The sequence below is a fragment of the Kitasatospora sp. NPDC101157 genome (assembly GCF_044768255.1).
GTDB lineage: Bacteria > Actinomycetota > Actinomycetes > Streptomycetales > Streptomycetaceae > Kitasatospora.
On sequence record NZ_JBIWPL010000032.1, the window covers coordinates 1 to 13,517 of the forward strand.

The 13,517-nt window shown below is 68.6% G+C and carries 11 protein-coding genes; 5 read left to right on the plus strand and 6 right to left on the minus strand.

Features of this window, described 5'->3' with window-relative positions:
- Positions 1-132 precede the first annotated feature (132 nt).
- Together adhP and ACIRVF_RS37560 are read right to left on the minus strand one after the other, a co-directional pair.
- On the minus strand, positions 133-1,149 hold the full coding sequence (gene adhP, locus ACIRVF_RS37555; protein ID WP_402828550.1) for an alcohol dehydrogenase AdhP: 1,017 nt from the start codon (positions 1,147-1,149) through the stop codon (positions 133-135).
- A 141-nt stretch (positions 1,150-1,290) separates the two neighbouring features.
- Complete coding sequence (locus tag ACIRVF_RS37560) at positions 1,291-1,554, minus strand: hypothetical protein (protein ID WP_402828553.1); 264 nt, start codon at positions 1,552-1,554, stop codon at positions 1,291-1,293.
- A gap of 246 nt (positions 1,555-1,800) precedes the next feature.
- On the opposite strand from ACIRVF_RS37560, the gene ACIRVF_RS37565 reads away from it, so the two are divergent.
- The 3 genes from ACIRVF_RS37565 (at position 1,801) to xerC (ACIRVF_RS37575) (ending at position 5,268) form a co-directional block, all read left to right on the plus strand.
- Positions 1,801-2,730: an ABC transporter ATP-binding protein gene (locus ACIRVF_RS37565; protein ID WP_402828556.1), complete on the plus strand. Its 930-nt coding sequence runs from the start codon at positions 1,801-1,803 to the stop codon at positions 2,728-2,730.
- A complete protein-coding gene (locus tag ACIRVF_RS37570) occupies positions 2,727-3,548 on the plus strand; it encodes an ABC transporter permease subunit (protein ID WP_402828559.1) in 822 nt (273 codons plus the stop codon). Before ACIRVF_RS37565 ends, ACIRVF_RS37570 begins: the two co-directional genes overlap by 4 nt.
- A gap of 604 nt (positions 3,549-4,152) precedes the next feature.
- Complete coding sequence (xerC, locus tag ACIRVF_RS37575) at positions 4,153-5,268, plus strand: tyrosine recombinase XerC (protein ID WP_402828562.1); 1,116 nt, start codon at positions 4,153-4,155, stop codon at positions 5,266-5,268.
- A gap of 118 nt (positions 5,269-5,386) precedes the next feature.
- Here the strand turns inward: xerC (ACIRVF_RS37575) and ACIRVF_RS37580 are convergent, their stop codons facing one another.
- Positions 5,387-6,274, minus strand: coding sequence for a hypothetical protein (locus ACIRVF_RS37580; protein WP_402828565.1), 888 nt, complete (start codon positions 6,272-6,274; stop codon positions 5,387-5,389).
- 1,367 nt (positions 6,275-7,641) lie between these two features.
- Between ACIRVF_RS37580 and xerC (ACIRVF_RS37585) the strand changes: the two genes are divergently transcribed.
- A complete protein-coding gene (gene xerC / locus ACIRVF_RS37585; protein WP_402828568.1) occupies positions 7,642-8,769 on the plus strand; it encodes a tyrosine recombinase XerC in 1,128 nt (375 codons plus the stop codon).
- Positions 8,770-8,878: 109 nt separating this feature from the next.
- Here xerC (ACIRVF_RS37585) and ACIRVF_RS37590 read toward each other — a convergent pair whose 3' ends face one another.
- Complete coding sequence (locus ACIRVF_RS37590) at positions 8,879-10,999, minus strand: P-loop NTPase fold protein (RefSeq protein WP_402828571.1); 2,121 nt, start codon at positions 10,997-10,999, stop codon at positions 8,879-8,881.
- Between the two features lie 238 nt (positions 11,000-11,237).
- Between ACIRVF_RS37590 and ACIRVF_RS37595 the strand changes: the two genes are divergently transcribed.
- Entirely contained in the window at positions 11,238-12,737 is a 1,500-nt protein-coding gene (locus ACIRVF_RS37595; protein ID WP_402828574.1) for a restriction endonuclease, read from the plus strand.
- Positions 12,738-12,796: 59 nt separating this feature from the next.
- Here ACIRVF_RS37595 and ACIRVF_RS37600 read toward each other — a convergent pair whose 3' ends face one another.
- Positions 12,797-13,078, minus strand: coding sequence for a hypothetical protein (locus ACIRVF_RS37600; protein WP_402828577.1), 282 nt, complete (start codon positions 13,076-13,078; stop codon positions 12,797-12,799).
- Positions 13,051-13,494 carry an HNH endonuclease gene (locus tag ACIRVF_RS37605; RefSeq protein WP_402828580.1) on the minus strand — a complete coding sequence of 148 codons (444 nt, stop codon included), beginning with the start codon at positions 13,492-13,494 and terminating at the stop codon, positions 13,051-13,053. The genes ACIRVF_RS37600 and ACIRVF_RS37605 overlap by 28 nt, the downstream gene beginning before the upstream one ends.
- Between the last annotated feature and the right edge of the window lie 23 nt (positions 13,495-13,517).

The following is a 13,517-nucleotide window of genomic DNA, read 5'->3' on the forward strand; positions in this document are numbered from 1 at the left end:
CCAGGCAACTCTTCGACGAGCAGCACGCCTTCACCTCCTCATCAGCTGATCTGGCCGTCGCAGCTTGACTTGTTAGGCACGTGAGATGTCTTTCGTGTTCTGTCGAGCAGGGTTGTGGGAGCGGCCCGGAGCTCAGCCGCGCAGGTCGAAGACCAGGCGGGCGGAGACCTTGCCGGCCAGCACCTCGTCGAAGCAGGCGTTCACCTCGTCCAGCCGCCGGGTCTCGCGGATGACGCGGGTGCGGCCGAGGGCGTGGAGGCGGAAGACTTCGGTGAGGTCCTCGCGGGTGCCGACGATCGATCCGATCACCTTGGTGCCGTTCAACACCGTGTCGAACACCGGGAGTTCGAGCTTCCCGCCGGCCGGCAGTGCTACCAGCACGAGCGTGCCGCCGCGCCGCAGGGCGCCGTAGGCGGCCTGGAAGGAGGCGTTGCTGACGGCGAGCGCGATGGCCGCGTGGGCTCCGCCGAGCGCCTGGACCTCGGCGGCGACGTCCTGAGTGCGGGCGTCGATCACATGGTCGGCGCCGAGGTCGCGGGCGAGCGCGAGTTTGTCGTCGGTGACGTCGACGGCGATGGTCTCGGCGCCGAAGATCCGGGCGTACTGGAGGGCCAGGTGGCCGAGGCCGCCGATGCCCGAGACCAGGACCCGGGTGCCGGGGCGGGCACCGGAGACCTTGAGCGCCTTGTAGGTGGTGACGCCCGCGCAGGACAGCGGCGCCGCGTCCAGCGGGTCGATGCCGTCGGGGACGGGGACGACGTAGTCGCCGTGCGCGAGCGCGTACTCGGCGTAGGCGCCGTCCACCGAGTAGCCGCTGTTGTGCTGCTGGAGGCAGAGCGTCTCCCAGCCGGAGACGCGCTGGTCGCAGTGCCCGCAGGCGTCCGCGAGCCAGGCGATGGCGACCCGCTCGCCCACCCGGACGTGCCGAACCTGGTCACCGGCCGCCTCGACGATGCCGACGCCCTCATGCCCGGGGACGAACGGCGGGCTGGGCTTGACCGGCCAGTCGCCGTGGGCCGCGTGGATGTCGGTGTGGCAGAGGCCGGAGGCCTCGATCCGGACCCGGACCTGGTGCGGCCCCGGCGTCGGGACGGGGCGGTCCTCGACGACCAGCGGTGCGGCGAAATCGCGGACGACGGCGGCCTTCATGATGATCCTGCCCTTCTGACGGTGACGAAGGCGATTCCGGTGTCCACCGGAACCGCTGTCTTCATCCCACCGCCTCGGCCAGGTGTCCGCTGGGGTCAGGAGGTGCACTCGCTCAAGGCCGAAGGTCCCCGGTCGCCATGGTCAGCCGATGCGGTAGCCGGTCACCACGTCGGCGCTGGTCCGCACGACGTGCTCCGTCCCACCGCCGAACCACGGATTCAGCAGCTCTCGGCAGCACCGCTGTTCCTTGGGGTCGGTGACGAGCGTGGCGATCCCGGTGACGATGACGCACCAGACAGAGCGCGTCTGCGGGTCCAGGACGTCCGCCCACTCGTCTCCCCTCCTGGAGTTGCCGATGCTCTTCGCCGAATCGGCTGTCGTGATCCGCGCGACCCTGCCCGTCATGGGCGCCGCGCTGGACAAGATCACCACACCTTCCAAGGATCGTCAGGTCCACGCCGCCAGGACGACCCTCAGATCCGCTCCTCGCAACGCCCTGGGGACATGAGGGGACCGATCGCCTCATAACCGGGTCCAACAGGCCCTGCCGCCGACCCGTGCGAGTAGGTCACCGTCATCGCGTACGGCTGCACCAGTCCAGAACGACCGTGCGGCGGGCGCGGTGTTCGCGCATGACGTGGGAGGTAGCGGATGGACCACGACGGGCCGGCGATCGAGCTGGCCGCACTGACCAAGAACTACGGACACAAGGTCGGCGTCGACCGACTGGACCTGACCGTCCGACGAGGCGAGGTGTTCGGCTTCCTCGGCCCCAACGGCGCCGGGAAGACCACCACCATCCGCTGCCTGGTGGGGCTGCTACGGCCCAGCGGCGGCCAGGTCAGGGCGCTGGGGCTCGACCCGGTCGCCGATCATCTCCGACTCGCCCCGCGCCTGGGCTACCTGCCGGGCGAGTTGCGGCTGTATCCGGAACTGACCGGCGCGCAGACGCTGCGACTGCTCGGAGACCTTCAGGGCGCTGCGACCGCGCACCGCGCGCGGCTGTGCGAGCGCCTCGCGCTGACGCCCCCCGATCTGGCCCGCCCGGTACGGGAGTACTCGCGCGGGATGAAGCAGAAGCTGGGACTGGTGCAGGCGCTCCAGCACGATCCGGAGCTGGTGGTCCTGGACGAGCCCACCGAGGGTCTGGACCCACTGGTGCAGGAGGAGTTCTTCGCCTTGCTGGGCGAGGCCGCCGCGGCCGGGCGCACCGTGCTGCTGTCCAGCCACGTCCTGCCGGAAGTCCAGCGCGCCTGCGGCCGGGTGGCGATCGTGCGGGCGGGGAAGCTGGTGGCCGTCCAGGCGGTGTCGGCCCTGCGGGAGGAGCGGGCCCGGCGGGTCCGGCTGGTGTTCGCGGACGGACGGGGCGCCCGTGCCCTGGGGCGCGCCGAGCGGTGGTCGCCGCGCTGGCACGGCACCGAGGTCCAGCTGCTCATACCGCCCGAGGAGTTGGTGGAGGAGCTGCGCCGACTCCTGGCGCAGCTGCCGGTGGTGGATCTCTCGGTGGAGGAGGCCGGACTGGACGAGGCGTTCCTCGACCTGTACCGCCGGCCGGTCGGCGAAGTGGAGGCGCGGTCATGAGAGCCCGGTTCCCCCTGTTCTGGCTGGCCCTGCACCGGCGCCGGCGGATGCTGGCCATGCTCGCTGCGGGCATGGTGGTGTTCGAGGCCTTGATGGTGCTGGTCATCCGGGCGGTGCCACCCGTCCAGATGTTCGCCGGCGGTGGGCATGCCGCACCGGACGCGTTGAAGGCGTTCTCCGGTTCGACGGGCGATGTGTCCATCGCGAGCTACGCCGGTCTTCTCGGCGCGGGCCTGGTGCACCCGTTCTGGATCGCGATGCAGCTGACGGCCATCGGATCGCTCACGGCCGCCGCCGTCGCGGCCGACGTCGAGTCGGGCACCGTCGAACTCCTGATGGTCCGCCCGGTGTCCCGGCTTCGGCTGCTGGGCGAACGGGCCGCGGCCGTGTTCGTCGCATCCCTGGCCCTCAACACCGCCGCCGTCCTGACCGTGGCGGGCGGCGTCGCACTCTCGCCCGACCTCCACCACGCCGTCGCGCTGCGCGGCGTGTTCGCCGCCGGACTGATGGGCCTCGCATTCACGGCCTGCCTGACCGGTCCGGCCCTGGCCGTGTCGGCCGCCGGACGGCGCAAGGCTCAGGTGATCGGCGCGACCATCACCGTCGGCGCGGTGGGCTTCGCCGTCAACTTCATCGCCATGGCCTGGCACCCGGCCGCACCACTGAGGTACCTGAGCCCGTTCCACTACTACACACCCGGCGACGCGCTCGCCCACGGCACCCTCACCTGGGGGTCGTTCGCCGTCCTGCTGACCGTGGGAGCCGCCGGTCTCGGCGCAGCGGTCCCGCTGCTGCTCCGCCGGGACCTGGCGCCCTGACCCGAGAGGTCCCGGGCAACGCCACTGCACCCGGCGCCGGTACGCGAGTGGGGCGTGTCCCAGGTGCGAGCTCCCACCGCGGGCCGCAGGTCAGACCCCAGTTCCACCTTGGTGATTGCATGGTGGTCGCAGCCGATCACCCGGACGTGGAACCTGTCCAAGGCCGAGACGGCCGCCCATCCGGGCACGGGAAGGGCGATCCGACCGGGGCAGGGGACGCCGTCCGGTCGGCCACCAATCGCGATGCCGGCTCTCCGACGTAGACCCGATCGTGTCAGCTCGTTGGGGCGGAATCAGACGTCTCGGCGGATCAAACCGGCGCTCTGAAGCAGACAGCGGTGTCGCTCCCCCAGCACGATCGCCATTGACGCGCTGGAGGCCGCTCCGTGCTTCGCGCGCCGGCCCCCTTCTGCTCATGAGCCGGTGAATGGTGGGCACTTGTCTCACCAGGATCACCTGACGCAGGGAGAACTCGATGAGCACATGTCCCACCCGTGGCCGTGTCTACCGTCGCTGTGGCTGCCGTGACGAGCGCCGACGGCAGTTGGGAGCCGCATGTCCGGCGCTGCGAGCCGAAGCAGCGCACGGGAGTTGGGCGTACGCGGTGGACCTGCCGTCTTCGGAAGAGGGACGCAAGACCCGCCGCCGCAGCGGCTACCGCTCGGAACAGGACGCGCGGCACGCGCTGGAGCTCGTGCTGGCCGCAGAGCGTATCGGGGTGTTCGAGGACCCGAAGATCACCGTAGGCGCCTATCTGCTCGAGTGGCTCGCGTTGAAGGAGAAGACCCTCAAAGCCTCCACCTACGCGAACTACCACGCGTACGTCCACAAGGACCTGCTGCCCGCCTTCGGGCGGATCCGGCTGGTCGACCTGAAAGCCCGGCACATCGAGAAGTGGAGCACCGACCAGCTCGCCGCCGGGCGCGGGCCCGTCGCCGTCTACCGGGCCGGCGCCATCCTGCGCAGCGCGCTCGGCCAGGCCGTGCGCGGCAAGCGCCTCACCTACAACCCGGCCCGGCGCGCAATCGTGGCACGGCCGGCCGCCCCCGAGCGCCTGTGCTGGACCCCGCTGCAGGCCGCCGCGTTCCTCCGCCACAATGCCCGGACTTACGCGGACCAGCTGGGGGACCTGTTCGAGGTGATCCTGGGAACCGGTCTGCGGCGCGGTGAGGCACTCGGCCTGCACTGGACGGACGTGCACTTCATGGAGCGCAAGGTGTACGTCCGCTGGACCCTGACCGCGGTCAACAACAACGAGCTGCACCTGGGGCCGCCGAAGACCAAGGCCAGCCTGAACTGGGTCAGCCTCAACGCCCGGGCCATGGACGCCCTGCGCAGGCAGGCCGACCACCAGCAGTCGCTGCTCCCGCCGGGCGCACCCCTGGAGGGACTGGTCTTCGCCGGGGTGGACGGCGCGCCGTTGCGGCCCCAGCACGTCCTGAAGGAGCTTCGTCGGCGCTCGGCCGAGATCGGGCTGCCGCGGATCGGGGTGCACGACCTGCGGCACACTGCGGCCACCATCATGATCACCTCCGGTGTGCCCATGGCAGTGGTTTCCAAGACCTTGCGGCACTCCACCCTGGCCACGACCATCAACATCTACGGGCACCTGCTCAAGTACGCCGCGGACGAAGCGGTCCACGCCCTGGCCGACGCCCTCGCGCACGCCGAGGCCGACCTCGAATCGGGCCGCCCCGACCGCTTCGGACGCGCCGCCTAGCAACGGAGATCCCGGCTTCCGGGCGCCATCGGTTTACTCGTACTGGGCTTGGAGCCGGACCGGACACGGCCGGCTCCAAGCCCGGCCATGTACCGCTCGCGGATTCGCGAACCGGTGATCACGAGCCCGGATGGTCACGGCCCTCCGCCACCGCGGCAAGCGAACTGCTGCGAAGGAGTTGATCGGCGACGGGCCCGGGCACCAGCAGGTCGATGCTCCCGGCCGACCAGTGCACGGCCACCTGATACACGGCGAGGACACCGGCCTCCCATCTGGTAAGCCGGTCCTCCCCCTCTTGGCCGTGGGTGCGGACGAGCGAGGGGAACTCAACCGTGAGCGGGCGGCGGGGAGCCACCGCGTGCTGGCCGGCCAAGGCGCGCGCCCGAGCGTCCCAGTCGTCGACAAGGCGATCCAGCGCGTCGAGAGCCTCCGCGCGACCTCGCCGGCGGGACCCGAACGCCTCATAGACCACCGCCATCGCCGCGCTCCTGCCCGCCTCCAGCCCGTCCCAGCCTGTAGCGCACTCCTGCTGCCAGCAGGCCCACGCCTCCTGCACCAGCCACGAACCACTGGGGCCCGGACCGACCAGAGCCGACCCGCCCTCGCCGAGCGCTGGAGCCGGCAGGGCCGCGGCACAGGCCGCATCGAGCAGAACAGCCTCGTTCAGCAGCGAGGCCATGTTCCGACGTGCGTGGTCGGCGGCCTCGGCGAGAGGGGCCTGCATCGGCTCGACCCACGACGCAAGCCACGGGTACGCCGCCGCGACCGTGTGGCTCTCCAGCAACTGCGCCTGCAGGCGCCGCCACCTTCGGCGCTGTCCCTCACACGCAGCACGCGAATCCGCCCGTCCCGACCCCTCCGTGACCAGGCCCGCCTGGAACTCCGCCCACGCCCTCAACGGCGTCAGAGATGACACCGCTTCAGCGAAGGCGACGAGCGGATGTCCACCCGGAACCGGCCACACGCAATGCGTGCACAACTCCCCGACCGCGAGCAGCAGCGGCACTTCTAGACGGTGAACCGCCGGCGCGGATCGCAGTTGCCCGCAATCCGCTCCACCATGAAGCCTTCCCAGACCGGGCAACGGCCGGAAACACGACAGCGGCAGATCCTGGAACAACCCCAGCGGAACATCGGCCGCAAAGATCTGACCCAACCGAAGCCGACGCAATTTCGGGCTCAGCATCGCGGCCCCAACCCAACAACACAAAGACGAAGAGCGAGTTGCTCAGCCAACGCGACCCGAACGCTTAGCAACGCCTCTCGGAGCACGGACGGACGAAGAGATTCCTTTGTCGCACTTTCAAGGGGTGGCAGCAGCTCAGCGAGCACGCCCAGCCCCTGGTGATCGCGTGGTGGTCGCATCAGAACGATCACTCGACCGGACTGCAAGCGAGGATTCAGGCCCAGAAATCCGGACAAATCTGCACGGATCAGTCGCCGACGGGGAAGATCACGCATGGTGCCCGTCAACTCGACGGCGACAGGTCACCCATTCAGGAGAGCTGAGCTCCTCCGACCGCGAGGCACCACGCTTGACCATCCGGCCTCAACTCCAGCCTGACTGCGGCGAGTTGTCCAGCACCGCCCGCCATCAGGCGGCGTTCCCAGGCCGGTCAGGGCGCGACCACCATGCGACCACCACCCCGCGACACGCACAAAAAGGCGCTTCCATCATTCCGATGGAAGCGCCCTCCGACCTGCGAAAACTCGCGGTCGGGACGACAGGATTTGAACCTGCGACCCCTTGACCCCCAGCTTCAATTCGCTTTGTCAGGTGCCTTGTTGGATCCACGGGGAACTCGCACTGGATTCCCGCCGATCCCGGGCCGCGCATGCAAGAAGTGTCCAGTTCGTCCATGTGCGCCCATTTCCGCCCATGGGCGCTCATCAGTGCCCATCGACTCTGGTCCCCAAATGGTCCCCAGGGGCGGAACATGCCTTCGATTACTCTCAGGAGTGACTATCTGATGCTCAGTCAGCTGAAGCTGTGCGCGACTTTCACGGACTCGAGGAGCCCGGAGACGAAGACACCCGGTGTCCCTCTCACTGAAGACGGCCGATCAAGGTCGACTACCCATCGGCTACGGATCGTGATCTTCGAAGCGGTGTGTCGTCTTGAGCGTGTCCTGCCCGCCCTGCCACGCCGTGCCTCGCACCCCGCACCGCACGCTCTGCCGACACCTCCCGCCACCCGGCCACCCTTGGAACCGCCACCACAAAACCAAGGAGCAGGAGGCACCCATGGCGCAGCGTACGAGCAGGGGCCGGGTCTACCGTCGGTGCGGATGTACGGACGGGAATCGGAAGCAGTTGGGTCCGTGGTGTCCGCGGTTGATCGCGGACGCGAAGCACGGGAGGTGGACGTACTGCGTGGATCTCGCCCGCGAGGAGGGCCGGCGCCGGGTCCGGCGCCGCGGTGGCTTCGCCACCCGGGCCGAGGCGGCCCGGGAGATGAAGGCGGTGCTGGACGGTGAGCTGCGCGGTGTGTACGAGAACCGGCGTACCACCGTAGCGAGCTTTCTGCGGGAGTGGCTGGCCGTGCAGAAGGAACGCCTGGCGCCCAACACCTACGCCGGCTACAGGTCCTGCGTGGAGCGCGACCTGCTCCCCGCCTTCGGCTGCCACCGTCTGCTGGATCTGCGGCCCAGGCACATCGACGACTGGATCCTCGCGCAGAAGAAGGCCAGGCGGGGCCCGGTCACCGTCTACCGTGCCATCTCCACCCTGCGCAACGCGCTCAACGCCGCCGTGCGCGGCTGGCGCCTGCACTACAACCCGGCCAAGCACTCGGTCCCGCCCAAGCCCCGCGCCGCCGAACGCACCTGCTGGACCCCCGAGCAAGCCGCCGCCTTCCTGCGGCACAACGCCGACCACTACGCCGACCGTCTCACCGACCTGTTCGAAGTCATGCTCGGCACCGGCATGCGCCGCGGCGAAGTCCTCGCCCTGCACTGGTCCAATGTCCACCTCATGGACCGCAAGCTCTACGTCCGCTGGAGCCTCGCCGCCATCGACAACGGCAAACTCCACCTGCGCGAACCCAAGACCGAGGCCAGCCGCGCCTGGATCAGCCTCTCCCCCAGAGTCATGGCCGCCCTCCACCGCCAAGCCGCCCTCCAGGAGGGGCCGCCCACCCCGACGGCCGCCTCGACGGCCTGGTCTTCGCCCGCCCCGACAACCTGCCCCTGCACCCCCCAGCGGGTCCTCAACCAACTCCGCAAGCGCACCACCGAACTCGACCTCCCCACCATCGGCCTGCACGACCTACGCCACACCGCCGCCGGCATCATGATCGCCGCCGGCGTCCCCATCGCCGTCGTCTCCAAAACCCTGCGCCACTCCACCCTCGCCATCACCATCAACCTCTACGGCCACCTCTTCAAGGACTCCGCCGACGAAGCCGTCAAGGCTCTGAGCGCTGCCCTCGATCGAGCCGACGCTGAGTCGTTGAGCTGGGCTGTGCCGGAATCCAATGGCGGCCTACCCCAAACAGCCTGAATCTGTCGCCATGCCCGGCACCGGGCCGCTGTGCTTGCCTGGCTCCTTCGGTCGCCAACGCTGGCGACCGAAGGAGCCAAGGGCCTTCGCAACGCAAATGGCGCACCCTTCACCGCGAGGGACGCCAGCCAGAGGCGTAGCGGTCAAAGAGCGACAATGCAGCATCGAGGCCCTCGCCCGATACGACCGATCCGGTCTGAATCGCCCCGCGCAGCGTGGCGACGGCTTCGGTCAGGCTCTCGTCCCCGCCGAAGATCCTGGTCAGGGAATCCCATTTCAGTTGGGTCGCGCTGGTGACGACCACACTGTTCAGCGGGCGGCTACGCACGACGCCCACAGCGTCTTCCAGGATGCGTGCGATCACGCGCGGGTCCGAGAGCGTGCCCAGAGGTTCAGGGCTTTCTGTCGCCGCCATGGCCACCTCGACTGTCTGTAGGAGCATCCGTTCTTCGGTGAGAGTTTCGGCTGTGGCCGCGTGGAGTTGACGGCGCAGTTCCTCTCTGAGGAGCCGGGCCGTCTCAGGCGAGATCAGCGCGGGCCTGTCCGGGGTGCCGGCGGTGATGTCTAGTAGGAGGTGCTTCCCGTGAAGGCTCGGGATGTCGACGGAGAGGCGAATGACGGTGTCGTCGGTTGTCGTTCCTGGGCTGAGCGTTCGGAGTACGAGATTGACAAGGCTCAGGAGCACCCATTCGCCCGGCGGTTCGTGCATGCCGGGCGACTCCGGTCGGACCCGAGGAAGTTGTTGCATCAGTGCAACGGCTATGGGCAGGACCTGATCATCAGAGGACTCGCGAAGGTATGGGACGATTCGCTTGAGGACGTCCTCCAGTTGGGGGGCCCGGCACCGCTTGGAGCGCGTGGGCGAACGCGGCTGCGTCGCCGATCGCTGCCGCGACCTGGTCGACGAGCCTGCCTGGGGCTCGACCGTCGGGCAGTTGCTGATGCAGGTAGAAGTCCAGCGCTCCACTGCAGGCAACGCGTCGCTCTCGTTCCCAGATCGAGATCCACTCCGAGTCGTAACCTGCGCCGCCGAAGAGCGGGTTGGCGGCAGGGAACAGCAGCTGGACGATGGTGCGGGCGTGACCATCCGTATAGCGGTTGAAGTCCTCCACGAGGCTCGTCTCTCGTGGGGCCGGGTGTCGTGGTGCCGGTAGTTCGAGCCGGTTCCCGTGAGGAGGTCCCCGATGGTCGGTAGCATCTCGTGTGCTGCGGGGTAGTTCAAGCGAAGCGCTTCGAGTGCCAGGATGTCGGCCAGGTCCACTTCTGTGTGCAGCCTGCGGACCGTCAGGGGCACCGACGCCAGGTACCGCTTCACGTCCCGGATGGTGGAGAACGTGGGGACGAGGAACTGCATGAGGATGTCCAGCCATCGCGTCCGGTTGAGTGGCCCGGTGTCAAGGTCGGCGAGCGCTATGGCCAGTCCCTCGGGGATGATTGTTGGGAGCATGCGCGTCGGCAAGGGCGGTACCTCGAGCGACATCCGGACGATCTTCTCGAGGTAGTCAGAGCCTTTGATCATCCCGTCTGTCAGCGCTGCCTCGACGACACTGCGGTCGAAGCAGAGGACGTAGACGATGTTCGGGAACGAGCCCGTCAGGCGCACGAGCCGGAACAGGTCCCGGATCTCCTGCAGCGACAAGCGATCGATATCGTCGATGAAGACCACGATGCGACCGGGCAAGTCGGCGAGGAGTTTGGTGATCTCTGCCCGTTGCTGGTGAACGCTGTGCTGTCCGTCTCCAAGAAGCCTGGCGGCGCTTTCGGATCCCGCGCCGATTCCGTCAAGGATGGGAGCGAGGCCGGGGATGAACTTCAGTGGCGACAGGGCGGAGGAGTACTTTCCCATCTGCTCGGCTACCGTGCGCCCGGCACCCCTGAGTTTGGCCTTCAGGCTGCGCTCGTCCCACAGTTGGCTGGCAAGCTCATCAAAGAAGAACCGCATGAGCTGGTCCGTGCCGGAGAAGAACCACGGATTGAATGTGATGACCTGCACGTCGTCGAAGGCTTCCAGCGTCTCTGCGGCCAGGTTCAGCAGCGAGGTCTTGCCCGACCCCCACCGACCAGTGAGCGCGACAACCGCACCCTGCCTCGCCGAGATCCTGCGGATTTCCGCAGCGAACGTCCTTGCGAGATCTGCACGCTGCAGCAGGTCGTCGGCCGCACTATCAATAGGATCGTCTCCATTGAGGAGGTTCCGGACATCAATCGGGGTGCCTTCGCCCGCGTTCACCCATACCTGCCTATTCCAGTGCATAACTCCCGTACCAGCCTGTGGTCGTGAGCCTAGCTGCAGGTACGACGCCCTGCCTGCGGGCCTAGCTCCTGGAGGACACGGCCCGCGAGCCAGATCTCACGTGCCAGGCGACTCGGTGGCAGCGATTCGGTGCGACCAGCCGTGGGTAGTTCTGGCGCTGGGCCGACCCGCGGAGGCCCCAGTAAGGGACTGCAGCCCTCGGAAGGGGAAGTCAGTGGCGCGGCGCAAGACGGTGGCGGAACTGCTGGCTGAGGCCTACCTCGCGAAGCAGCAGGCGAAGGTGGCGCGCGCTGCTGCCGGCCAGCCCACAATGCCGACTCCGGTGAAGCGCCCTCGCAAGCCCCGAAAGTCCGATCCCGAGGCGGAGCAGGCACGGCTGCTGGCCGCGGGTGAGAAGATCCTCGCTCGGGAGGACGAGGCTCGTGCCAGGCAGGCCATGAAAGTGGAGGCGGACCTGGCCAAGCGCCAGGCCGCCCGTACCCGTGAGGCGCAGGCCAATGTACGTGCCCGGGATCAGGCGGAGCGGGAGCAGCAGCGACTCGATCGTGAGGCGCACAAGCAGCACCTGAAAGACGAGGCCGAGCGGCGTACCGAGCGGGTCATGGCGGTGTGCGCGGAATTGGCGGCGGTCCTACGGGAGCGTCCTGCGGGGCTGGAGGACTGGCATCCGCTGGTGGAGCGGGCGCTGGCACGCGACGGCGCGAAGGGTGTGGCGGAGGTGGTGGGGGACCTGCTGCGCCGATCGCCGGTTCCGGAGGGGTGCCGTGATGCGGTCGAGGTCGGCTATTTCCCGGAGGCCGCGCAGCTGCGTATCAACGTCGGTCTGCCCTCCCTGGCGGTTGTGCCGACGGTCGCGTCCTATCGGCTTGTAGTCCAGCGTTTGGAGATCGTCGCGCAGCCGGTGAAGGAGGTCGAGCTGCAGCTCGCCTACCGCATTCTGGTGGGACGGCTGGCTCTGCGGGCGTTGGATGAAGCGTTTTCCGTGACTCCGCCCGGTCTGGTGGAGGAGGTGGCACTGAACGGCTTCGTCGCGACGACGGATCCGGCCACCGGGCGGGCTGTTCGGCCGTGCGTGGTCAGCGTGGTGGCGCTGCGCGAGGAGTTTTCCCAATTGGTCTTGGATGCGCCGACGTTGGATCCTCAACTGTGCCTCCATACGCTCGGAGCGGTGGTGTCCCAACACCCACACGACCTGGAACCCGTCCCGCCGGTCGTGGAGTTCGACCCACAGCGCTTCAAACTCGCCAGGGACGTGGCCGCGGTGACCGGCTTGGACAGCCGGAAGGACCTGCTGGAGATGGATCCGTACGCCTTCGAGCGGCTCGTGCGCGAGTTGTTCGAGGCGATGGGGTACGAGACGTGGCGCACGCAGAACTCCCGTGACGACGGTCTGGACGCCGTTGCGGTCAAGCGTGACAGTGTGGGGGTCACAGTCGTTGCCGTGCAGGCCAAGCGCACCAAGAACGCCGTGCCGCTGGAGACCGTTCGTGCCCTGCTCGGTACGGTCGCCGACACTGACGCCGCGCGGGGCGTCCTGGTGACCACCTCCTGGTTCGGCAAGGCTAGCTACGACCTGGCCGCACGCAACGGTGACCGCCTCTTCCTGATCGAGGGCCGCCAGCTGAAATCTCTCCTGTTGGAGTACCTCGGTATCGACGCTCTGATTGGCCTGCCGAAGCTACCGCGCAGCTGGCGGGCCAGCGGGGCCAGTTGACCAGCTCGCGCCTGCTTGAGAAGCACTCGGCTTGCCTCTGCGGGGGTCCGGCTGCGGGCCTACCGGAGGAGCAGGGCGGAGCGGAGCCGGGGCTCGCGCAGGTGGGCCAGGAGTTGGGGGTCGTCGTCGAAGACGATCTCGGCTGCGGGTTCGAGGGCCTGGTGGAGCATGGCCTGCACGACGTCGGCTATCGGTTGCTCGTTGACGACCTGCGCCCACTGGGTTGCGGCTTCGTGCTCGCCGCGGGAGGTGGCGTCGGCCCACTGGGTGACGCAGGCTTTCGTGACGTGGAAGGCGTTCACTCGGCCCTTGGTCAGCAGGCCGCGGTTGAGGTCGAACACCTCGATGGTGACCTCGCCTCTGAGTGTGAGGGGGTGGCACCCCGGCCAGCTGCCAGGACCAGGCGCAGGTGCGGCGTGGGGTCCTCGGCGGTGGGGTCGATCAGCAGCGGCCGCCCGTCGCCGTCAAGTGGGTAGGTGGTGCCCTTCAGGTGGCTGTTGCACAGCGAGCAGGCGAGGACGTGGTTGGTCCAGTCGAAGGCGCGCATCGGGTGGCGGTCGATCGGTTCGAAGTGGTCGATGTCGGTGCCCTGGTTGTCCCCGCAGTACATGCACCGCTCCCGCCCTGCCGCCATGTCGCTCAGGAGGTCGCGCAACGGGGCGTGGACGTGGCGCCGGACCGTCGTGTGCTTCCAGAGCTGCCGCGCCCGTACCGCGGGGTCCTCGGCGAGGGCGATCTCGCAGGTGCAGTCGGCCATGCGGGAGCGCGGCGGCTCCGTCA

What these genes read in the sequence shown, in the direction of transcription:
- adhP (WP_402828550.1), bottom strand. Translation starts at nt 1,149, where the DNA reads ATGAAGGCCGCCGTCGTCCGCGATTTCGCCGCACCGCTGGTCGTCGAG.
- ACIRVF_RS37560 (WP_402828553.1), bottom strand. Translation starts at nt 1,554, where the DNA reads ATGACGGGCAGGGTCGCGCGGATCACGACAGCCGATTCGGCGAAGAGC.
- ACIRVF_RS37565 (WP_402828556.1), top strand. Translation starts at nt 1,801, where the DNA reads ATGGACCACGACGGGCCGGCGATCGAGCTGGCCGCACTGACCAAGAAC.
- ACIRVF_RS37570 (WP_402828559.1), top strand. Translation starts at nt 2,727, where the DNA reads ATGAGAGCCCGGTTCCCCCTGTTCTGGCTGGCCCTGCACCGGCGCCGG.
- ACIRVF_RS37605 (WP_402828580.1), bottom strand. Translation starts at nt 13,494, where the DNA reads ATGGCCGACTGCACCTGCGAGATCGCCCTCGCCGAGGACCCCGCGGTA.